We start from the raw sequence: 21,348 nt of genomic DNA, 5'->3' as shown, positions 1-21,348 counted from the left end.
ATTAATACTTAAATAATAAATTAAATGTATCGGGTGAGAAATTCAATAAAAGCATGAGACTCTTCGCCGGCTGCAGAATGACATCTAACGTTTATCCTTTCTCTAATTAAACTTTAAATAAATAACGAACTTACAGAGCTTTCTATATTTATTCTCTTAATAGCTTCTCCGAGTAATTCAGCAACAGATATAACTGTCAATTTATCAAACTCTTTTCCATCTACGGGAATAGTGTTTGTAGCTATTACCTCTTGAATAGAAGAATTTTTTAATCTTTCAACAGCAGGTCCTGAGAAAACAGGATGAGTACATGCTGCAATTACAGATTTGGCACCTTTAGAAATTAACATATCAGCAGCTGCTACGATAGTTCCGGCAGTATCTATAATATCATCAATGATTACAGCGTTTTTACCGCTCACATCACCAATAACATCAAGGGTTTCCACTACGTTTGGAGCCGGTCTTTTTTTATATATTATTGCAAGATTGCCGCCAAGTCTATTTTGAAGCATTCTTGCCCTTTCAACACCGCCTGCATCAGGTGAGACAATAACTAAATCTTCTATGTTTTTTGCTTTTAAATACTCATATATAACAGGTAATGCAAAAATATTGTCAACCGGAATGTTGAAAAACCCTTGTATTTGAGCTGAATGTAAATCTACCGTTAGAACTCTGTGAGCCCCCGCTGTTTGAATCAAATCTGCAAGTAATTTAGCACTGATAGGTACTCTTGGCTTATCTTTTCTATCTTGTCTTGCATATGCATAGTATGGAATAACAGCAGTTATTCTATGGGCTGAAGACCTTTTTAAAGCATCTAATAAAAGTAAAAGCTCCATGATACTATCGTTTGTAGGATGGCTTAGAGATTGAATGACAAAAACGTCAGCACCTCTAACATTTTCATTTATTTGAACTCTGATTTCTCCATCACTAAATCTTGTAAGAAGAACATCGACCAATGGAGTTTCTAAATAATTTGAAATTTCTTTAGACAGGGAGAGATTGGCATTTCCACTGATAATTTTTAAGGCTCTACTCAATTGAATCCTCCGAAGACAACTTTGATTGTAGCTGGGGAGGGAGGATTCGAACCTCCGACACCCGGTTCCAAAGACCGGTGTTCTGCCGCTGAACTACTCCCCAGTGTATTTATTTGAGTTTCGTTTTTATTAATCTCCAACCTTTAATGGCTGCAGCTTTTTCAACTTCTTCAGTTGGCTTTCCTATTACATAAACACAGCTGCCACTACCGGATACTTTCGGTGAAAATCCTAAATAATTTAAAAAATCATAAACTTCTTTTATCTCTGGATACAAATCTAAGGCTATGTCACCTAACTTATTCTCAATGTAAGCTTCTAATTTCTTTATATCGTATTCATTTATCAGAGATAATATTATATTTAAATCTCCTTTATTTGTCAATATAGATTTATCAACCTTGGAGTATACAGTTTTTGTGTCCGACTTTATGTTAGGATAGATTATAAAGATTTCCTCGTTTAAAGTTTTTGGTAAGAATGTAAGTTTTTCTCCTATGCCTTCTCCTATAGCAAAACCACCTTTTAAGAAAAACGGAACATCAGCACCAAGCTTAACAGCAATTTCAAATAATTTTTCTTTTGGCAGGATATTACCATGTTTTTTATTTAGATAATTTAAAACAGTAGCAGCATTGGAACTTCCTCCACCAAGACCACCACCAACCGGGATGTTTTTCTCAATAATAACCTGTAAATTTTGTTCTATGCCTGTATAACTTTCAAACAACGAAATAGCTTTATAGACTATGTTTTCTTCTTGCTTTATCTCCGGCAGCGAGGTTTTTATTTCTAAAAATGGATGCTCTTGAATTATAATTCTGTCATAAAAATCAAGGGTATGATATAAAGTAAAAATTTCATGATAACCATCAGGCCTTTTACCTATTATCCATAAACCTAAGTTTATTTTAGCTGGTGAGTATAATATTTCCATAGATACACCTATTCTTACCTGTTTTTTTTGCTACATATAAATATTTATCGGCTTCTTCTATGTCTAAATAAGGATTGTCAAAATTTTCTATTTGCTTTATGCCACAGCTTATTGTAATTTTTCTATCAAGGCCAAAATCAAAATTTTCTATATTTCTTCTAATTTTTTCTCCAACAACAACGGCACCATTTATGTCTGTGTTTGGCAAAAGTGTTAAAAACTCTTCTCCACCGTATCTAAAGATATAATCTGATTCCCTAATTGAAGATTTTATTATAGAAGCGACCACTTTTAATACTCTATCACCTTCTAAATGTCCGTATGTATCATTTATGCCTTTAAAATTATCTATATCTAACATAATAATTGAAATAGGTAATTTATGTCTTTTTGAATATTTAGCTAATTTATATAAAATGCTATCTAACAAAACTCTATTGTAAACTTGTGTTAATTTATCGTAGATCGCTATGTGGCTTAGATTTTCTGTATAGATTTTATTTAATAGATAGATTAATTTTAAAGAAGCGTCTTCTAAATCTCTAAGGAGTAATACTTTTGTAAAATTGTCTTTACCCTTTAAAATTTTTTGAGCTATAAGATGAAATTTTTCATGTAAAGATTCTATTTCCTTGATTATATTTTTGTCATTAACTAAATCTATCAAGCTATCCTTTAACCACTCAGAAAATTCACATTCTTCAGCAGATTTAATTTCAACTTGATTTTTTCCAGAGAATAAAGACTTATACAATTTATTTTTTATGTTTAAATGAATATTTATTCCTTTTTCTACACTTAATACATACTCTAAACTACTATCTTTTAATATTTTTTTATCCTCTTTATAAGACAAATTAATGTAGAGTGAAATAACAATAATAAAATCAAAGTTAATTTTTTCTTTTAGAATTTCCCTTTTACTTTCATCCTTTATCTTTTCAACAGCCCTTAGTATAATCTTATACACTTCAACAACAGAAAATTCTGAGATTAGTTTAATTAATAGTCTTTCTCCCAGTCTTTGCAAAAGTTTTATTCTATCATCAGGATATACAGATAAATAATTTTTTATATATCTTTTAATGAAACGAAATAATACCTTTCTGTCCTCTTCAGATAAAATTTTTAAAGATACATTTGTCTCAAAATGTTTAGAAAAATCTTCAAAAATTGTCTCAATATCTTTTGAGTCTATTTTCCATTTTTCTTTTGGAATCTTTTCCTGAAACCCCTCAAGTAGCTCTTGCAACATTTCTTTCAGCCTCATTATTCAAATCCTTAGATATGATAGCATAGATTTTTAAATTGTTTATACTTAACAGGAGAATGTTCTAAAATTTTTGTAAATTTGCCTTTTGTATGTCATCGTATATTAAGTATACCAAAAATTTTTAGGTTGTGGATTAGTTGTGGACAACTTGTGGATAAGTTGTGGATAAGTTGTGGACAACTAAAAAATTTTTGCTGGTATATGTGGATAACTTTTATTAAAATTTTTAAAAATACACAAGTTATCCACAGTTATCCACAGGAAAAACTGACTTATCCACAGGTTATCCACAGGATTAAGTTATTGATAAATTTAACTTTTCGACGCTTATCCACAATAATCACACCCTTATTATTATTATTTTCTTAGTTTATTTTATAATATTTAATTATGAATAAGAATAATAAGAATAAGAGGAAAACATGGATATAAAAGAAGCTTTAGCTTTAATTTGTGATTTTGACGAAAAAGATATTTCGCAAAAAATTAAAAAAACATTAGAAGAGTATTTTAAAGATAGTCAAAAAATAAATTTAGAGTACAAAGAGTTTTCAGAATTAAAGCCTGCTATAAAGATTTTAAGAAACGGTGAAGATACAGGCGTAAAGTTTTATGGAAACATTCTTGGTGGAGAGTTTCAGGCGTTTTTAGAGAGTTTAAAGATAATAGGAAATAACGAATATCATATATCTCAAAGAGTTTTAGAGTTTATAGAAGAGATAGATAAGCCAGTAGATATTAAAGTTTTTGTAACGACTTCCTGCGGATGGTGTCCACCTGCTACGATTAAAGCCATCAGCTTTGCAACTGTCAGCAGATTAATAAATGCTTCTATTTTTGAATGTTATTCATTTCCAGAGATTGCAATGAAGTATAATGTTTCAGCAGTTCCAAAAACTGTTATCAATGATAAAGTGGAGTTTGTAGGCGTAAAAGATGATAATGAATATTTTGGCTATATAGTAAAGGCGTTAGGAGAAGTTTAAGCTTTGTTGAAAGTTGGAATACTTGGTTCTACCGGTTCTGTTGGAAGTCAGGCGTTAGATGTTATCAGAAAGTATAAAGACCAGATAAAAGTTCAGCTCCTTGGAGCTTCTAAGTTATCTGAAAATCTTATAAATCAGATTAAAGAGTTTAAACCATCTTATGTTTATGTTGAAAATACGGAAGAAAAAAGTATAGATGATACAAAGGTTTTGGTTGGAGAAGATGGGTTAAAACAGGCTGTCGGTCTTGATTTGGATTTATTCATAAACGCAATTGCAGGAATAAAAGGCATTCTTCCTACTTATCTACTGCTTAAATACAATAAAACCCTTGCAACTGCAAATAAAGAAGCTATCATCTGTCTTGGAGAGCTACTTAAAGATAAGTATAAAAAAATTCTTCCAATAGACAGTGAGCATTCTGCTATTTTTCAGATACTTAAAGATAGTAATCAAAAAGAAGTTAGAAGAATTATTCTAACAGCTTCCGGTGGTCCTTTTGTAAATATGCCAGCTGAAGATTTTGAAAATATCACAGTTAAACAAGCATTAATCCATCCAAGATGGAGTATGGGTAAGAAAATAACCATAGATAGCGCAACGCTGATGAATAAAGGGTTAGAAGTTATAGAAGCCCATTATTTGTTTTCAATGCCTTATGAAAAAATAGATGTGTTGATCCATCCGGAAAGTATCATACACGGAATGGTTGAATTTGTTGATGGAACTGTTATATCTAACATGTCTAACCCTGATATGAAAATTCCTATATCATACGCTTTATTTTATCCAGAAAGAAAGTTTATATCCGATAATTACTTAGATTTTACAAAGATTAAGTCGCTTAACTTTTTAAAACCAGACACAGAAAAATTTCCGTTATTAAAACTTGCCGTTGAGTGTGGTAAAAAAGGCGGTGTATATCCAACAGTTTTGACCGTAGCAGATGAGATAGCCGTCAACTTCTTTTTAGAAGAAAGGATAAAGTTTACAGATATACACAAAATTATCTTAGAAACATTAGAAAAGTTTGATTACAACAAACTTGATTCTGTAGATGATATATTTTATATAATTGATAAAACAATAAATTTAGCAACAGAGATAGCAAGGAAGTATGGAAGTACTTGATTATCACAAATTAAGAATATTTAAAGCAGTTGCAGATTTAAAAAGCTTTTCAAAAGCTGCACATATGCTTTTTTTATCCCAGCCAACGGTGACGCTTCAAATCAAAAAGATAGAAAATTACCTTGGAATGACTTTGTTTAGAAGACATAAATCAAATCTTGAGCTTACAGAAGAAGGAAAAGTCCTTTATCAGTTTGCAAGCAAAATAATAGAAGATTACATGAATATGGAAGAAAATCTTAAAAATGTAAAAAAAACTTCCGTTCTTTATATAGGCTGTAGTTCTACAATAGGTGATTATCTTCTTCCTAAGATAATTACAAAATTTTTATCAGAAAATCCAGAAGTAAGCATAAAAATTTTCATAGGCAACTCTAAGGAAGTTGAAGATGGTGTACTATCAAAGATTTTTAATATAGGGCTTGTAGAAGATAACATAATATCAAACAAACTTGATGTATCTGAATTTTATGAAGATGAGATAATCTTGATTGCATCTAAAAATAATTCTATTTCTGAGTATCTAAAAACACAAAATGAGCTAAAAAATTATAAATTTATATTCAGAGAACTTGGGTCAGGGACAAGGAATATAGTAGAGCAAAGTTTAAAGATAAAAATTACTCCATCTATGGAAGTTTCAAGTAGTAAAGCTATTGCTAAGATAGTGCAAAACTCAGATTACTTAGCCTTTGTATCTAAGCTTGTTGCTGAAGACTTAATCAATGACGGATACTTAAAAAAAATTGAAGTTGACGACCTAAAAATTACAAGAAAGTTTTCCATTATCACACAAAAAAATATAAGATTATCATCTGTTGAAAATAGATTTTATAGATTTTTGAAAAATATTAACCAGAGGTGAAAGATGAAAATAATTGACAAATTAAAAAACACAAAGATTAGCATATCATTTGAATTTTTCCCACCTAAGACAGAAGAAGCAGAAAAAACATTGTTTGAAACAATATCAAACTTACAGCCGTTAAATCCGACTTTTGTGTCTGTCACATATGGAGCGGGTGGTTCAACGAGAGAAAAGACAAGAGACATAGTCAAAAAAATACATGAAGAGACAAACCTAACAGTAATGGCACACCTTACCTGTATCGGTCATTCTAAGCAGGAAATTTTAAGCATTCTTGATGATTATAAAAAAATAGGAATAGAAAATATCCTTGCCCTTAGAGGAGATATGCCCCTTAATTTTGAAAAAACAGATATTCCGTCTGATGGATGTAAACATGCAAGCGAACTTGTAAGCTTGATAAGAGAAAATTATAAAGACTATTTTTGTATAGCGGTAGCATCTTATCCGGAAGGACACCCAGAAAGCCCAAATCTTGAAAGAGAGATTTTATACTTTAAAAAGAAAGTAGAAGCAGGAGCTGATTTTTCTATTACTCAGATGTTTTTTGATAATAGCTATTTTTATGAGTTTTTAGAAAAATGCGAAATAGCAGGAATAAATATTCCAATAATACCCGGCATTATGCCAATAACAAATTTTAATCAGATTAAAAAGTTTGCTTCTTTGTGTGGTGCAACCATTCCTGAAGAGGTGGTTCAAAAGTTTGAAAAGTATGCAGACAATCCAGAGGAGACTAAAAAGATAGGTATTGAGTTTGCAACCTTACAGTGTATAGACTTAATCAAACACGGCGTAAAAGGTCTTCATTTTTATACATTAAATAAGTCTGATGCAACAATCAAGATTTATGAGAATATAAAGGATTATTTAGTAGGATAGAATGAGACTCTTTACTTGACTGTAGAATGGCAGATTTTATTTATCACTAAGACTGCTTGCAAAAATCAACGTTGTCATTCTGAGCGAAGTAAAGAATCTCCTGTTTTTCTTTTCAAGTCAAAAATCAAAAAAGAGATCCTTCGGACTTACTTCCTCACGATGACACGGAAAGGTAAGCTTACAAAAATTTTGGAACACTCTCAATTTCTGCTTGACAGATAGAAAATTTTTTTGATATACTTATTACATAATTTTTAATTTTTAACTGTACCTTGGCAATTGAATAGGTTAGCCCACACAAGCTTGTTTTACGTGAAACGTGAGACGTGAGATGTGAGACGTTAGAGATTGGCTTATCAATATCTTAGTGATTTTTGTTAGATTGTTTGAATACTTAGCGAGATGATTTAGCAGTCAGTGAAGCTAAGGTATTGGTAATGTAGTTTTATTTTTTGATGTTTGATTTAAGCTTGTGTAATGAAAGTTTGAAAGGAATTTTTTAAAAAGTAGTTGTAAGTGTTTGTTGAAATAAACTTTTTAATTTTGAAATTTGTAGTGTTTAATTTTTTGAAAATTTGCAGTTTTTTATTTTAAAATTTTTTAAGATCGGGAAGTTAAGGAGTGGTATTTGCAGCGGGCTTCTGAGTTTGTGGTTTTCAGCGGTTGGCTTGTGATGGGATGTTAAAGGATAAAATATAATAATATATTTTCTGTATATCGAGGTTTGCTGCAAAAAACTTCAACTTGCAGGTTTTTTAAAAGTTTGGTATAATAGTTATCAGAACATTGATAGAGTAAGTTAAAAGCGATTTTATTTTTGAGTTAAAAGTTAACGGGTTCCATCTGAACCGTGTGGGTTATAAAGCCTTATCTAATCTAACAGGGTTAGCATACAACGGGGGGGTTCCATCTGAACCGTGTGGGTTATAAAGTTATCAAGCACAAATTCTTGTCCGTAGAATGACCCTAGTTCCATCTGAACCGTGTGGGTTATAAAGTTAAAATTCTCTTCAAACGCATACAGATCATTTAAAAGTTCCATCTGAACCGTGTGGGTTATAAAGTTACCGCCGACAGATAATATCCACCGTGTATCTGGCGTTCCATCTGAACCGTGTGGGTTATAAAGTAGCTTTTTCTTTGAACCCCTTCAGGGTATATAACCGTTCCATCTGAACCGTGTGGGTTATAAAGTCGTATGAGGCAGATAGGTGGTGTTGTATAACACCGTTCCATCTGAACCGTGTGGGTTATAAAGATTACTTTTACTTTTGCCATAACACTTTCCTCCTACTTAGTTCCATCTGAACCGTGTGGGTTATAAAGTCTTGTGTAGCAGGGTCTCCGTATTCCGCCAACCAAGTTCCATCTGAACCGTGTGGGTTATAAAGGAGAAAAAAATTTGCGTAGTCTGATATTTCAAAACATGTTACATCTGAACCGTGTGGGTTATGTAAAAGGTGAAACGTGAGACGTGAGATGTGATACGTTTTAAAAGAATGATAATGGTTTTAAATTTTTTCTACGTTTCACGTTCCACGTTTCACTTCTCACGTTAAACTTCCAGCTTGAACAGTGTGGGTTACATAAGATGAGACGCGAGATGTAAGATGTGAGACGTTTTAAAAGAACGGCGATAGTTTAAATAGTGTTTAACGTGTCTCTTTTCACGTCTTATTTTTAAGTTGTATCCGAACTGTTTGAATTATAAAGATATAAGCATATTTTCAAGCTACTCTTGATTATTCAGCTCAGCCATTCTTTGGAATTTCTACATGTTTTGAAAAGAAGTTTTTTTGATTTTTGGAACAGTCCCAAGTTGATGTAGGTAGGGTGTTCCAAAAGTCAACATAGTCATTCTGAGCGTAAGCGAAGAATCTCGTTTTCTCTCTCTTTTTAAAAGAATAGATTCTACAGTCTTCGGCTTCAGGCTGACACGTAAAGGAAAGCTAAAAAAATTATTACACTCTCTTAAAAACTTTCAGGCTTTACCCGTCATCTGTCTCTACGTGAGCCAATTATTTATAAATAAATCTCTAATCCATCTTTTCTTTTAACTTGTATAACTGCTGGTCTTGGGATTGGACAGTTGTCGTTTAGATACGGCCATTTTGTAGCGTTTAAATCTCCTTCTCCCGGATGTTGGATTGCACAGAAAAATACTTTATAATCATCTGAAAATTCAGGACCGCATATTTCACAGTTTGGCACGCCTGATAAAAACATCTTTAACTCTTTTGTAAATGGATTTAGCACGTAAACACCATCATTAGATTTTAATCTATCTAATCCAGGATTACCGTCGGTTGCTATCCATACATTACCAGCTTTATCAATGGCTATGTTATCCGGTGCTGATATTGGTGGAACATCAGACTTAGCAAGCTGTCCATAGATAAAAAGCTTGTTATTGTAAGAGCTTGCTTTTGGGTCTCCACACATCAAGGCTATTCTCCAATTAAATTTTGTTGAAGTAGGATTGTGATTTTCTTCAATGATTTCTATAATATGTCCCATTGTATTTTCCGGTCTTGGGTTTGCTGCGTTTGTTTCTGATGCTTTTCTTTTTTCATTGTAAGTCATGACAGCAAAAACAGATTTAGTGATATGATTATATTCTACGTCTTCGGGTCTGTCCATTTTCGTAGCGTTTAATAAATCAGCAGCCTTTCTTGTGTAGATAAAACACAAGGCAGGGTCTTCCTGGAATATGTTTGGTAGCTTTGGATTTGGCTTAATTATATACTTTCCATTTTCTAAGTAAGCCGATGCAATTTCTACCCATTGTCCTGTAAAGTCATCGTTAAATACAGCCACGTATAGCGTTCCTTCATCTAACAGGTTAAGATTTTTCTCTCTGTTATTTGGGTCAAACTTGTTTTTAGTTAAAAATTTGTAAAGATACTCATATCTTTCATCATCTCCCATGTAAACTGCTACTCTTCCATCTTTTCCGATAGCGGTATTTGCTGCTTCATGCTTAAACCTTCCAAGGGCTGTTCTTTTAATTGGTGGTCTGTTTGGGTTTAATGGGTCAATCTCTACAACCCAGCCAAATCTGTTTGCTTCGTTTGGTTCTTTTTCAACGCTAAACCTATCGTAGTACTTATAAAACCCATAATAATCATGATATTTAATATCCGGAACGCCGTATCTTTGATGGATTTCAACAACTTTATAATCTGTCATTTTTTCTGGGTCTATGTTTTCTAAATCTCCTCCAAAGTAAGAATGGAAGTTTTCCTCACAGGATAAAACCGTTCCCCATGGAGTTTTTCCTGCTGAGCAATTAGCAATAGTTCCATACACAAACTCGCCGTTTGGGTCGTAAGATGTTTGGAGAAGTTTATGCCCTTTCGCAGGTCCGGATATTAAAGCTTTTGTTTCTGCTGTTATTCTTCTGTTGAATTTAGAGTCTTTTACATACTCAAAAAATCCATCTTTATTCTTTTTAATCTCAACTATAGAAAGCCCATGAGCCTGAATCATAAAATCAACCTCTTCTTTCGTTGGCTGATTTCTTAGAAAATAATCCTTAAACATAAGCTCTGGGTTAGTGTACTCATGATTTACAACCAAAAGAGTTTTATCTTTAAAGTTAAAAAATCCTACAAAATCATTATTGTATCCAAAGCAGTACTTTTGTCTTTCAACATCATGGTTAGATGTTTTTTCAAAAACATTCTGATAGTTTATCCCATCGTTGTTATCTAACGGGTCTCCCCATTTGATTAAAATTTTCCATTCATAACCTTCCGGAATCGTTATTTCATCTTTTGTATTAGGATAAATGGTTCTAAAAGATAAGTTTTTATAGTTTTTTACAGATGTTTGAATGTCCTTAGAATATCCAACGTTAAACAGTCCAGAAAGTCCTAATATTCCGCAAATCTTAAATATATCTCTTCTTGACATGGCTTTTTCTAAAATGTCTCCAAAGTAGTTTTCCATGATTTAGACCTCTCAAAGTTATTTTATAATCAGAGATTTTATCAATTTTTTATTAAAATTAAGTTAAATTTTATTAACTTATTTTTTAAAAATGCTATAAATACAAAAAGAATGAATACCTTGGGTGAGAAATTAGCAATTTTTATGGGATTTAAAAAGGAGATCCTTCGGGCTTACATCCTTGGGGCGAAAAAGTAAACTTACATAAATTTTGGAACACTCTCAATTTATCTACTATCTAAAAAGCTTGAATTTAGATACAATTTTAAGGATAATATTAGCTTATACAAATGCTTAATGAAATAAATTGGAAAATTACCTTATTAAAATTAGGTGGGCTGTAAGATGGATTTAGTAAACATAAAGATTGATGGAATTGAAATTTCTGTACCTAAGAATACAACCGTTTTGGAAGCTGCAAAAAAAATTAATAAATTGATTCCAACCTTTTGTTATCATGAAAAACTGCCAATCTTCGGCGGATGCAGAATGTGTTTAGTCTATGATGTTAAAGCAAAGAGAAGTATCATTGCATGTGGAAGTTATGTCTATGACGGGATGGAGATAGAGACTGAGAATGAAAAAGTAAAAGAAGATAGAAAATTTATACTTGAAATGCTTTTTACAAGACATCCTCTTGACTGTCCAATATGTGATAAAGCCGGAGAATGTGATTTACAAAACTGGGGGACCTACTGGGGACCACAGCATAATATACTGCCAATAACACCTTTTGAAAAAATAAGACCAGAAGAAGATTGGGAAAGTGATTATCTTGAGTATGTATCAAATAGATGTGTTTTATGTATGAAATGTGTAAGTGTTTGCGATAACATAAACAAATCTCATTCTATTACTCAAATAGAAAGAGGATTTGAGATATTAATCTCTCCAGCTTTAAAACCTATGGATACATCAACCTGTGAAATGTGTGGTCTCTGTGTAGACATATGTCCGGTTGGAGCTATTTTATTTAAGCCTTTTAAATTTAATGCAAGACCTTGGCTATTAAAAGAAACATACACTCATTGCAGTTTTTGCTCCCTTGGCTGTCCTGTTGTAATAGACCATGATGATAAAAAAATACACAGAATAAGAAGTACAGCAGAGCTTGAGGTATGCGCAAAGCCTTATCTTGGATATGACAGCTTCAATACAAATAGATTAAAATATCCAAAAATAAACAATAATTATTCTTCATTTGATGATGTTTTGCAAGAAGTTATTGACCTATTAAATGAAAAACCATCTCAAACTGCCATTGTTGTATCTCCATATTTATTAAATGAAAATTTGCAAAAGATAAATGAAATTGCTTCTAAATCAGGAGCATATATTACATCAACAATTACATTGGATTTACTGCCACTTTTAGAAGGATTTGGAGAGTATACACCGCCATCGGAAGAAGAGTTAAAAAATGCTAAAAAATGGATAGTGGTTGGAAATGACATCACCGATACAAATCCTGTAATCACATACTACATGAATAAAAAAGTTATTGCAATTTCTCCACAAGTAAAAAGATTAAAAAAACTGTATCCGCTTATAATAGATACAGAAGGTGGTCAAATCATTGAAAAACTTATTGAAATTGTAGATGGCAGTGAGATTATAGTATACTCTAACTATTTCTACGGAGAAGATGCTTACAGGTTTGGAAAAAAACTTAAAGAAGTTCAATCACAAATGCAAAATAAAATCTTATTGATTCCACCTTATCCAAACGGTTTTGGAATTATAAACATTGTAGAAAATCTTAGCTATTTGCCGGATATTATTTCAAAAATTGAAAGTGGAGAGATCAAAAACATCATTCTTTTTGGTGAAGATATAGCAGAATTTTTAGAAGAAGATAAGTTAAAAGAAATTTTAATGACTTTAGAAAAGAAAGTAATATTTACTCCCTTTGAAGATGGGCTTGCGTTGGTTTGCGATGTAGCTATTCCATTAAATACATGGACAGAAGAAGACGGACATTATAGCTTCGTAAGAGGTATAAAAAAGGTAAAAGCTTCAATTAAATCAAATATTAACAATAATAAAACTTTTGAAAAGATTTTAAATCAGCTAAAATCCGGCAGCAAACAAAATATAGCAAAATCTAACTATGGAAAATTGCCAGCTTATTTTAATATCGAAAAGCAAAACATTTGGGATGTTTCTTTCTTTTCAAGAAGGTCTAATAACTTGACCGGATGGAAGATGAAGAATTTAAGCATGGTAGAAGAAGAGTAGAAGCAATTCATGAATTGCTATTATAGTGAGTAAAGAATGAAGACATAAAGCCAAGGATTCTTCGTCGGACAATGTTAATTTTTACAAGCATTTTCTGCATCAATTTGCAAACAAAAAATCATAATGTTATAATGTTTTACTATCTTAAAGTTGGAGGATATTTATGAAACTGCCAGCAAAGCTGGTGGAGATAGTATCTCAAAGCATTGCAGATAAGCTTATAAATGAGCATATTGTCGAAGCAGATGATGAACAAAAATTTAGACACGATATCCTTGAAATAATCAAAAAAGCTGTAGAAGAAGAAAAAGAACTTGAAGAAGAGGCAGAAAGACTTGTTGAACAGTATATAAAACAGTTTGAGCATGAAGATATAAGATTTAGAACAGCTGTCTTAAAAGTGATGGAAAAATTAGCCGAGGAACGAAACATCCACCTTGACCCAGAAGAGAGATTAAATCAAATTGCAAACAGAATAAAAAGATACATTGAAACAGAAGATTCTGTAGAAATATTTGAACATCCAAACAAAATAAGAAGAATAGTCTTAGAGCTTTTGAAAAGATTGGTAAGAGAGCAAAGAGAGATAGATAAAGAAGTTAGACAAAGAATCAGGTCTTACTCAAGAAAAATCGTTGAAGGAACTCCTGAATGGAGAATTCTCTACAATAGAATATATGAAGATGCTTTAAAGAGGAGAGGTTGGTTATAAAAAATCTCTCTTTTGGAGATAATTTTTGGAGAAAAAAGCCCCATACTCAGAATTTGGTTATAAAGTTTTTTATAAAATCAGACCGGCGTTAAAAAAGCTATTAAAAATAAATGCTGTAGGGCTTGAAAATATACCGTTGACCGGTGGCTGTATCTTAGCTGCCAATCACAGAAGTTATTTAGACCCACCAGTTTTAAACATCATATCTCCAAGACCGATAATCTTCTTAGCAAAAAAAGAGCTTTTTGAAGTGCCAATCCTTGGTTGGATAATTAGAAAGGCAGGAGCTATTCCGGTAAAAAGAGACAATAGAGATTTAATCACGATAAAAAAAGCCATCTCTTTACTTAAGGAAGGTTATGTAATAGGAATTTTTCCGGAAGGAACAAGAGCAAGACCGGGAGAGTTTAGAAAACCAAAACCAGGAGTTGGCTATCTTATAGAAAAAGCAAAAGTTCCAGTGATACCAATTCTTATTGAAGGTACAGATAAAATACTACCAGTAAAATCAAAATTTCCTAAATTATTCAAGTATAATATTGATGTAATTATTGGAAAACCTATAAATTTTGAAGGAATATCATCTTACGAGCATGTGGCAGAAAAAGTAATGTACGAAATCAAAAAGTTAAAAGAGGTAAAAAGAGATGGCTAATATAATAGTTGCACAAACAGCAGGCTTTTGTTTTGGTGTAAGAATAGCGGTAGATATGGCAAAGCAAGCTGGAGAAAAACTCGGACATGCATATACAAATGGTCCAATAATCCATAACAAGCAAGTTGTTAATTATCTAAAATCTATTGGCGTTGAAGAGATGCAGGACTATTCACAACTAAAACCCGGTGATACCGTAATCATAAGGTCTCATGGTGTGCCACCCAAAACAGAAAGAATGTTAAAAGAGCTGAATATCAACGTTCTTGATGCTACATGTCCGTTTGTAAAAAAAGTTCATGATAAAGTCAAGCAACTTGTTGAAGAGGGATACTTTGTAGTCATAATAGGTGAAGAAGGACATCCGGAAGTGATAGGAACACTTGGACACCTTGAAGAAGTTGGCGGAAAAGGCGTTGTTGTTGAAAATTTTGAAGATTTAGTCAAAAAAGTTCCAAAAAGAAATAGAATCGGAGTAGTAGCCCAAACAACCCAAAGTGAAGACTTTTTCAGAGAAGCGGTAGGATATTTGGCAGAAAATACAGAAGAGTTAAAAGTTTTTAATACAATTTGCGATGCTACTTCTGTAAGACAAGAAGAGGTTAAAAAAATAGCACCGGAAGTTGATGTGATGATAATCATCGGCGGAAAACACAGTGGAAATACACAAAGGCTTTATCAGATTTCAAAAGCATTAAATCCAAATACTTATCATATAGAAACAGCAGATGAGCTACAAGAACAATGGTTTGAAAATAAAGAAAATATAGGTGTATCAGCCGGTGCATCTACACCTGACTGGATAATTCAAGAAGTTGTAAATAAAATCAAAGAAATAAAAGGAGTTAGCCATGAATGAGTTTGAAAAAATGATGGAGCAAGCTGTAGAAACTTCCCATTACTCAAAAAATCAAAAAGTAAAAGGAAAAGTCGTAAAAATAACAGATGATAAAGTTTATGTAGATATAGGACAAAAAGTAGAAGCTGTTTTAAGAAAACAAGAAGCAGAAGGTTATAAAGAGGGTGATGAGATAGAAGCGGTATTTATTGGCAAAAGAGATAAAGATGGATACTTTATCCTTTCAAGAAAAGGCTTTGTCATGAAAGATAAGGCAAAGAAGCTTAAAGAAGCTTTTGAAAATAGACAAAAAGTAAAAGTTATGGTAGTTAGTAAAGGAGAAAAAGGATATATTGTTGATATAGAAGGCATTAAAGGATTTATGCCATTTTCAGAGTCCGGCACTAAAAGAGATGAAACCTTGCCTGAAGGTTATACATTTGAAGGATACATTGTTAAGTTTGAAGAAAGAAAAGGCAATCCTAACGTTGTAATATCAAGAAAAGAAGCATTAAAAGAAGAATTAAACGAAGAAAAAGAAAAATACTTATCAGTTTTACAACAAGGTCAAAAAGTTATCGGTAAGGTAGAAAAAATCACCGATAAAGTTGCTGTAATCTCTATTGACAATGTAGTTTATGGAATCCTGCCAAAGAGTGAGCTTTCTTGGGATAAAAACAAAAAGTTTGAAGATGTTTTAAAAGTGGGAGATAACATAGAATTAGTAATAAAAGAGATTAAAGATAAAAAGCCAATATTTTCTTTAAAAGCTTTAGAGCCAAATCCATGGGATAAATTTGATAAAAATGTTGGGGATGTTGTAGAAGCTACCGTGAAAGAAATCAATAAATTTGGTGTAGTTGTTGACGTAGAAGGAGTTGAGGGTTTTATCTATAACAGAGAAATTTCCCATTTTGATTATATGAAAGCTAAGAAAAATTTGAAAGTTGGAGATAAAGTTAAGGCAAAAATTATAGAGCTTGATAAAGAAAACAGAAAATTAAAATTAAGCATAAAGGCATTACAAGAAAATCCAGTAGAAAAATTCTTAAAAGAAAATCCTGTTGGTAGTGTAATTGAGGCAAGAGTTAAAGATGTTAAACAAAAAGTTGCATTTATAGACCTTGGTGAAATAGAGGGAATTATAAAACTTGAAGATGCTACAGATAATAAAAATATAAAATCCATCTCATCAGTATTAAAGGAAGGTAAAGTTTATAAATTTAAAGTTCTTGGCGTGGAAAAAGACAAAATCTTACTTGGAATGAAACAGCTCTTAGAAGAAGAATGGAATGAGTTTATCTCTAAATACAAAGTTGGCGATATTGTTAAAGGAAAGGTCAAAAAACTTATAGAAAAAGGTGCGATCGTTGATTTAGGAGAAAATATAGAAGGCTTTATACCGGTTTCTGAAATAGCATTAGAAAGAATAAACATTCCAAGCGACAAGTTAGAGCTTCATCAAGAAGTCGAGGCTAAAATAATAAAAATAGACCCAGAAAACAAGAAAATAACATTAAGCATTAAGCAAATTTTATTAGAAGAAGAAAAGAGAAAGAAAGAAGAAGAGAAAAGAAAAGCTGAAGAAGAGGCAAAAAGAAAGCTTTTAGAAAAATTGGCAAGTAAAAAGGAAGAAGGAAAGCAGCCGGAAGGAGAAAGCTTAGGTACCTTAGGAGATATTCTTAAGAAAAAGCTGCTGGAGAAAGGTTGATGATTCTTGATTTTGTTTTATTAGTAGTTGGTATACTTTTTGTTTTAGCAGCAGCTGAGCTGTTTACAAACGGTATAGAAACTCTTGGACATAGATTAAACGTATCTAAAAACTTTACAGGTAGCGTACTGGCTGCTGTAGGAACTGCTTTACCGGAAACTTTAATACCAATAATTGCAATAGTTTTTTTTGCAGGAAATAAAGGATATGATATTGGCGTTGGAGCAATCCTTGGTGCTCCTTTTATGCTTTCAACCGTAGCATTTCCACTTATTGGATTAACAGTAATCGTTGGTCATTTATTGAAAAAAAGAGGGGTTGCATTACATGCAGAAACCACAGGACTTAGACGAGATTTAACATTCTTTTTATTTGCCTATTCCGTAGCTTTATTTATCGTCCCTTTTGAAGGCTATACACTGAGAGTTATAACTGCTATCTTTTTAATTGGTCTTTATGTTCTGTATGTATTTCAAACATTAAAAGGTGAAAGTGAAGATATGGAAACACCTGAACACCTGTTTTTAGCTCCTAAAAATCCACATCCACACATATTTTTAATAATTGCTCAAGTAATCATCTCTCTTATATTAATGGTTGGTGGAGCACATTTCTTCGTTCATGGAATAGAAAAAATAAGTTTAGCGCTTGGATTAGACCCATTGATTTTTTCTCTTATTATTGCTCCAATAGCTACAGAATTACCGGAAAAAATTAACAGCATAAAATGGATTTTAGAAAAGAAAGATACGTTAGCAGTTGGAAACGTTGCCGGCGCAATGGTGTTTCAAAGCACAATTCCTGTTAGCATTGGTGTTTTATTTACAGAATGGAACATCACAGGACTTGCGTTAGTGTCTGGAATATTTGCAATAATTTCAGCTTTTATAGCTTTAACAGTCTCTTACATTAATAGAAAATATTTTGCTTATGGATTTACATCCGGTATATTACTTTTCGTAGCCTATATATACTTAGTTTTAACAAATGGAGCAGGATAAGATGGATATAAATCAAGAATTGCAATCCTTACAAGACCAGATTGAGATATTAAGAGAGAGGGTAAAGAAAGGTGAGCATCATTTAATTAATGAGCTTGCAAAATTAAGAAGGAGATTTAAAAAACTGTCTAAGGAAAAGATGGCAAGTTTGACAGCATGGGACAGAGTTCAGCTTGCCAGACATCCAAAAAGACCACACACAATAGACTATATAAATAATTTATTCACTGATTTCATAGAACTTCACGGAGATAGAAGGTTTGCAGATGATAAAGCAATAATAGCAGGATTTGCAAACTTTGAAGGGAAGCCTGTTTGTGTAATCGGTCATGAAAAGGGAAGGGACACAAAAGAAAAGATAGAAAGAAACTTTGGAATGCCGCACCCGGAGGGATACAGAAAAGCCATCAGAGTAATGAAATTAGCAGAAAAATTTAAAAGACCGATTTTTACATTTATAGATACTCCGGGAGCTTATCCGGGAATTGGTGCAGAAGAAAGAGGTCAATCTCAAGCCATAGCAGAAAGTCTAATGGTAATGGGTAGCTTAAAAACTCCTATTATTGCGACTGTCATAGGTGAAGGTGGTAGTGGTGGAGCATTGGCTCTTGGCGTTGCAGACAAAATACTTATGCTTGAAAATGCTATATATTCAGTAATATCTCCTGAAGGTTGTGCTGCCATACTTTTTAAATCAGCAGAATCAGCACCTATTGCAGCAGAAAGCTTAAAAATTACAGCACAAGATTTAAAAGAACTTGGTATTATTGACTGTATAGTAAGAGAACCCCTTGGTGGAGCTCATTTACAGCCAAAGAAAATGTATAGATTATTAAGAAGAGCTTTAAGAAAATCTTTAAGAGAAATAACAAATATTGACTTAGATGAATTGGTTGAGTTAAGGCATAGAAAATTTTATTCAATGGGAAGGTTTATTGAGAAGTAGTGGAGTATTAGAAATTGAAAGAATTACGAAATTTTCTGTTGATTTAAATGATGTTTTTCTGTTGTATGTATTGACAAAATAAATGATAAAGTTTTTTTCGGTAGCCGTTTAACCTCTTAATAGCCTTCGGCTAATTTTTATGAACTATCCTGACACTTACTTTGCAACTCTTAATGTTGTACAGTGATAGCTAAGAACACTACAGTCCATTGAATTTTTTACCCAAATTGTTAAATAAAGCTAAATAAGATAAAAATTATAAGTGGAACAACAGTAAATAAAGTTATTTTAAACATCTCTCTTTTTAAGTAATTATCTGCAAAGATAAAAACATAAATGTATTTAAATATAGTATTAGAAAGTACAGCTAAAAGGATCATTACTGCTCCAAAAATTAGCTCAACACTTCCCGATTTTGTTAGGTTTGATGCAGAAATTGTTATAGCATCAACATCAATCACACCTGAGATAAAACTTATAAAGTACATACCAATTAAGCCATAATAATATTTCAATGCTTTTATAAAAAATATAACAGCAGCATAAATAAAAGCAAATTGGAGTATATTAAGGATGCTAAAAGCCTCTTGAAACTGATTAGCATTTTCTTCTTCAATTTGAGAATTTAAGTATTTGTAGTACTTTTTAACAAAAGCTAACTGAATTACTGCAATGATCAGGAAACCGGGAAAAATTAGAGTCAAAAGATTTATATTAAAAATTCCAACCAAAATCATTATTCTTAAATTCATAATTACCCAAGCTATTATGATGCCAAGGATTAGTATTTCTTTTTTATCTAATTTTTTAGAAAGAATCGAGAAATTGTAAGTAACTGCGGTGCTTGAAACCAAACCACCAAAAAATCCAACCAAAACCAAGGATTTAGTACCTTTCCATCGCAGTAGAAAATATCCAATAAAATCTATTACAGAAATAATAATTACAACTTTCCATATTTCCTTTGGGTTAAAAGCATCAAAAGGGCCATAACTTTTATCCGGTAAAATTGGATAGATGACAGCTGTTAAAAAAGCAAATTTTAAAATTGTCATTACATCTTGAAAGTAAAGACTTTTAGCGAAATTTTCTAATGGCTTTTTCAATGCAAGGATTAATGTAGTTAATAAGGCAATAAATAAAGCTGTGTAATATTGATTATAGTATGTTAATACTCCAATTAAGAAAGTAATCAATACAGAAATCTCTGTCGTAACGCCTTTATCCTTAGTGTATTCTAAGAAAAAATTGACTAAGCTAAATCCTATGATCGCAAGAAATGATATTAAAAGTGCTTCATTCCAAAATTTATCACTTATAAATGCAGATAATAAACCAAGAAGAGATATAAGGGGAAATGTTCTGACACCTGCAAATACTTCTTCTTTAACCTTATATTCTCTTTCAAGACCAATTAAAAATCCAAGAACGAGAGAGAATAGGATTTTATAGAGAATATCATAATTTTCCATTATTTCTTTTGTGTTTGCTCTGCCGGTATACTTTCAATTACAGATTTTGATTTTGCAATATGGACGCTCAAATATGATAGTATTAAAACTAATGTTAAGAATATTGCTCCAAGCCAGTAGGTTATTTTTGTTAAAATCGTTGCTGCAGAAGCTCCAAGGACAGCCTTTGCCGCACCAGACCCAAAAACAGCTCCAATCTCAGCACCTTTTGTTTTTTGCATTAAAACAAGAATTATTAAAAGAATAGAGACAATTATTAAAACTACAGATAAAACTCCAAATAAAAATTCCACCTTCTACACCTGGTCAACCAAACTATGCAAAACTTGCACAGCTTGGGTCAGGGTATTTATAGTCCGCCATTTCAGACACTTCCGACCCTGACAGGCGGTATTTTGGAAGTGTCATAGTCCCTGCACCAAGCACAGGAACTAACCTGTTAACCACTGCTGTCCAATCCTTTGAAACGATTACACGCTTCAAAGGAGAAAAATCTCTGTAAGGTTTTTCAAGACAGCAGAAAGCTAAGGCTATGGAAAGAACTTGCCAGCTTTTATGTCTACCTGCAGGTAGACCCCTCACCTGTTCCTTCCGTTGGTTGGCAGTTTGTTGGGTAGCTGACTCACTCTTTCCACTTTCTAAACGTGAGACGTGAGACGTGAGAAGTGAGACGTGTTTTTGTAGTATTTTTAAGTTTT

The 21,348-nt window shown here is 32.3% G+C and carries 17 protein-coding genes, 1 tRNA gene, 1 pseudogene and 1 CRISPR repeat array; of the genes and pseudogenes, 11 read left to right on the top strand and 8 right to left on the bottom strand.

Annotated features, from left to right (window positions below):
- Nucleotides 1-113 precede the first annotated feature (113 nt).
- The 4 genes from Q0929_RS06245 to Q0929_RS06230 all read right to left on the bottom strand — a co-directional run bounded on the left by Q0929_RS06245 (nt 114) and on the right by Q0929_RS06230 (nt 3,256).
- Nucleotides 114-1,049: a ribose-phosphate pyrophosphokinase gene (locus tag Q0929_RS06245; protein WP_299238938.1), complete on the bottom strand. Its 936-nt coding sequence runs from the start codon at nt 1,047-1,049 to the stop codon at nt 114-116.
- 31 nt (nt 1,050-1,080) lie between these two features.
- Nucleotides 1,081-1,152, bottom strand: a tRNA-Gln gene (locus Q0929_RS06240).
- Nucleotides 1,153-1,158: 6 nt separating this feature from the next.
- Nucleotides 1,159-1,986: a 4-(cytidine 5'-diphospho)-2-C-methyl-D-erythritol kinase gene (locus Q0929_RS06235; protein WP_299238936.1), complete on the bottom strand. Its 828-nt coding sequence runs from the start codon at nt 1,984-1,986 to the stop codon at nt 1,159-1,161.
- On the bottom strand, nt 1,961-3,256 hold the full coding sequence (locus Q0929_RS06230; protein WP_299238934.1) for a sensor domain-containing diguanylate cyclase: 1,296 nt from the start codon (nt 3,254-3,256) through the stop codon (nt 1,961-1,963). Before Q0929_RS06230 ends, Q0929_RS06235 begins: the two co-directional genes overlap by 26 nt.
- A 425-nt stretch (nt 3,257-3,681) precedes the next feature.
- Here Q0929_RS06230 and Q0929_RS06225 point away from each other — a divergent pair, with 425 nt between their 5' ends.
- From Q0929_RS06225 to metF, 4 genes are read left to right on the top strand one after another with little or no spacing between them, the layout of a single operon-like run.
- Nucleotides 3,682-4,245 (top strand): thioredoxin family protein, encoded by a 564-nt coding sequence (locus Q0929_RS06225; RefSeq protein ID WP_299238932.1) that lies wholly within the window; start codon nt 3,682-3,684, stop codon nt 4,243-4,245.
- Nucleotides 4,246-4,251: 6 nt separating this feature from the next.
- Nucleotides 4,252-5,376, top strand: a complete 1,125-nt coding sequence (gene dxr / locus Q0929_RS06220) for a 1-deoxy-D-xylulose-5-phosphate reductoisomerase (RefSeq protein ID WP_299238930.1) — start codon at nt 4,252-4,254, stop codon at nt 5,374-5,376.
- Nucleotides 5,363-6,241 carry a LysR family transcriptional regulator gene (locus Q0929_RS06215; RefSeq protein WP_299238929.1) on the top strand — a complete coding sequence of 293 codons (879 nt, stop codon included), beginning with the start codon at nt 5,363-5,365 and terminating at the stop codon, nt 6,239-6,241. Before dxr ends, Q0929_RS06215 begins: the two co-directional genes overlap by 14 nt.
- 3 nt (nt 6,242-6,244) lie before the next feature.
- Nucleotides 6,245-7,126, top strand: a complete 882-nt coding sequence (gene metF, locus Q0929_RS06210; RefSeq protein ID WP_299238928.1) for a methylenetetrahydrofolate reductase [NAD(P)H] — start codon at nt 6,245-6,247, stop codon at nt 7,124-7,126.
- Nucleotides 7,127-7,962: 836 nt separating this feature from the next.
- Nucleotides 7,963-8,583: a CRISPR direct-repeat array (repeat unit 29 nt; unit sequence GTTCCATCTGAACCGTGTGGGTTATAAAG).
- 565 nt (nt 8,584-9,148) lie between these two features.
- On the opposite strand, the gene Q0929_RS06205 is transcribed toward metF, so the two are convergent.
- A complete protein-coding gene (locus tag Q0929_RS06205) occupies nt 9,149-11,077 on the bottom strand; it encodes a PhoX family phosphatase (RefSeq protein ID WP_299238927.1) in 1,929 nt (642 codons plus the stop codon).
- Between the two features lie 345 nt (nt 11,078-11,422).
- Between Q0929_RS06205 and Q0929_RS06200 the strand changes: the two genes are divergently transcribed.
- The 7 genes from Q0929_RS06200 to Q0929_RS06170 all read left to right on the top strand — a co-directional run bounded on the left by Q0929_RS06200 (nt 11,423) and on the right by Q0929_RS06170 (nt 19,178).
- Complete coding sequence (locus Q0929_RS06200) at nt 11,423-13,315, top strand: 2Fe-2S iron-sulfur cluster-binding protein (protein WP_299238925.1); 1,893 nt, start codon at nt 11,423-11,425, stop codon at nt 13,313-13,315.
- Between the two features lie 163 nt (nt 13,316-13,478).
- Complete coding sequence (locus Q0929_RS06195; protein ID WP_299238923.1) at nt 13,479-14,027, top strand: DUF507 family protein; 549 nt, start codon at nt 13,479-13,481, stop codon at nt 14,025-14,027.
- 25 nt (nt 14,028-14,052) lie between these two features.
- Nucleotides 14,053-14,682 (top strand): lysophospholipid acyltransferase family protein, encoded by a 630-nt coding sequence (locus Q0929_RS06190; protein WP_299238921.1) that lies wholly within the window; start codon nt 14,053-14,055, stop codon nt 14,680-14,682.
- Nucleotides 14,675-15,541 (top strand): 4-hydroxy-3-methylbut-2-enyl diphosphate reductase, encoded by an 867-nt coding sequence (ispH, locus tag Q0929_RS06185; protein WP_299238920.1) that lies wholly within the window; start codon nt 14,675-14,677, stop codon nt 15,539-15,541. Before Q0929_RS06190 ends, ispH begins: the two co-directional genes overlap by 8 nt.
- Nucleotides 15,534-17,231: a S1 RNA-binding domain-containing protein gene (locus tag Q0929_RS06180; RefSeq protein ID WP_299238918.1), complete on the top strand. Its 1,698-nt coding sequence runs from the start codon at nt 15,534-15,536 to the stop codon at nt 17,229-17,231. The genes ispH and Q0929_RS06180 overlap by 8 nt, the downstream gene beginning before the upstream one ends.
- A complete protein-coding gene (locus Q0929_RS06175) occupies nt 17,231-18,232 on the top strand; it encodes a sodium:calcium antiporter (RefSeq protein ID WP_299238916.1) in 1,002 nt (333 codons plus the stop codon). The genes Q0929_RS06180 and Q0929_RS06175 overlap by 1 nt, the downstream gene beginning before the upstream one ends.
- Nucleotide 18,233: 1 nt before the next feature.
- Nucleotides 18,234-19,178, top strand: a complete 945-nt coding sequence (locus tag Q0929_RS06170) for an acetyl-CoA carboxylase carboxyltransferase subunit alpha (protein WP_299238914.1) — start codon at nt 18,234-18,236, stop codon at nt 19,176-19,178.
- A 230-nt stretch (nt 19,179-19,408) separates the two neighbouring features.
- On the opposite strand, the gene Q0929_RS06165 is transcribed toward Q0929_RS06170, so the two are convergent.
- The 3 genes and pseudogenes from Q0929_RS06165 to Q0929_RS06155 form a co-directional block, all read right to left on the bottom strand.
- On the bottom strand, nt 19,409-20,650 hold the full coding sequence (locus tag Q0929_RS06165) for an MgtC/SapB family protein (protein WP_299238912.1): 1,242 nt from the start codon (nt 20,648-20,650) through the stop codon (nt 19,409-19,411).
- Nucleotides 20,650-20,943, bottom strand: a complete 294-nt coding sequence (secG, locus tag Q0929_RS06160; protein ID WP_299238910.1) for a preprotein translocase subunit SecG — start codon at nt 20,941-20,943, stop codon at nt 20,650-20,652. Before secG ends, Q0929_RS06165 begins: the two co-directional genes overlap by 1 nt.
- A 22-nt stretch (nt 20,944-20,965) precedes the next feature.
- A pseudogene (locus Q0929_RS06155) lies at nt 20,966-21,348 on the bottom strand (hypothetical protein); the annotation flags it as partial.

The organism is Sulfurihydrogenibium sp. (assembly GCF_028276765.1).
Taxonomy (GTDB): Bacteria; Aquificota; Aquificia; order Aquificales; family Hydrogenothermaceae; genus Sulfurihydrogenibium.
This window is presented reverse-complemented; position numbering and strand designations above follow the sequence as displayed.

What these genes read in the sequence shown, in the direction of transcription:
- Q0929_RS06235 (WP_299238936.1), bottom strand. Translation starts at nt 1,986, where the DNA reads ATGGAAATATTATACTCACCAGCTAAAATAAACTTAGGTTTATGGATA.
- Q0929_RS06230 (WP_299238934.1), bottom strand. Translation starts at nt 3,256, where the DNA reads ATGAGGCTGAAAGAAATGTTGCAAGAGCTACTTGAGGGGTTTCAGGAA.
- Q0929_RS06225 (WP_299238932.1), top strand. Translation starts at nt 3,682, where the DNA reads ATGGATATAAAAGAAGCTTTAGCTTTAATTTGTGATTTTGACGAAAAA.
- Q0929_RS06215 (WP_299238929.1), top strand. Translation starts at nt 5,363, where the DNA reads ATGGAAGTACTTGATTATCACAAATTAAGAATATTTAAAGCAGTTGCA.
- metF (WP_299238928.1), top strand. Translation starts at nt 6,245, where the DNA reads ATGAAAATAATTGACAAATTAAAAAACACAAAGATTAGCATATCATTT.
- Q0929_RS06205 (WP_299238927.1), bottom strand. Translation starts at nt 11,077, where the DNA reads ATGGAAAACTACTTTGGAGACATTTTAGAAAAAGCCATGTCAAGAAGA.
- Q0929_RS06200 (WP_299238925.1), top strand. Translation starts at nt 11,423, where the DNA reads ATGGATTTAGTAAACATAAAGATTGATGGAATTGAAATTTCTGTACCT.
- Q0929_RS06195 (WP_299238923.1), top strand. Translation starts at nt 13,479, where the DNA reads ATGAAACTGCCAGCAAAGCTGGTGGAGATAGTATCTCAAAGCATTGCA.
- ispH (WP_299238920.1), top strand. Translation starts at nt 14,675, where the DNA reads ATGGCTAATATAATAGTTGCACAAACAGCAGGCTTTTGTTTTGGTGTA.
- Q0929_RS06180 (WP_299238918.1), top strand. Translation starts at nt 15,534, where the DNA reads ATGAATGAGTTTGAAAAAATGATGGAGCAAGCTGTAGAAACTTCCCAT.
- Q0929_RS06175 (WP_299238916.1), top strand. Translation starts at nt 17,231, where the DNA reads ATGATTCTTGATTTTGTTTTATTAGTAGTTGGTATACTTTTTGTTTTA.
- Q0929_RS06170 (WP_299238914.1), top strand. Translation starts at nt 18,234, where the DNA reads ATGGATATAAATCAAGAATTGCAATCCTTACAAGACCAGATTGAGATA.
- Q0929_RS06165 (WP_299238912.1), bottom strand. Translation starts at nt 20,650, where the DNA reads ATGGAAAATTATGATATTCTCTATAAAATCCTATTCTCTCTCGTTCTT.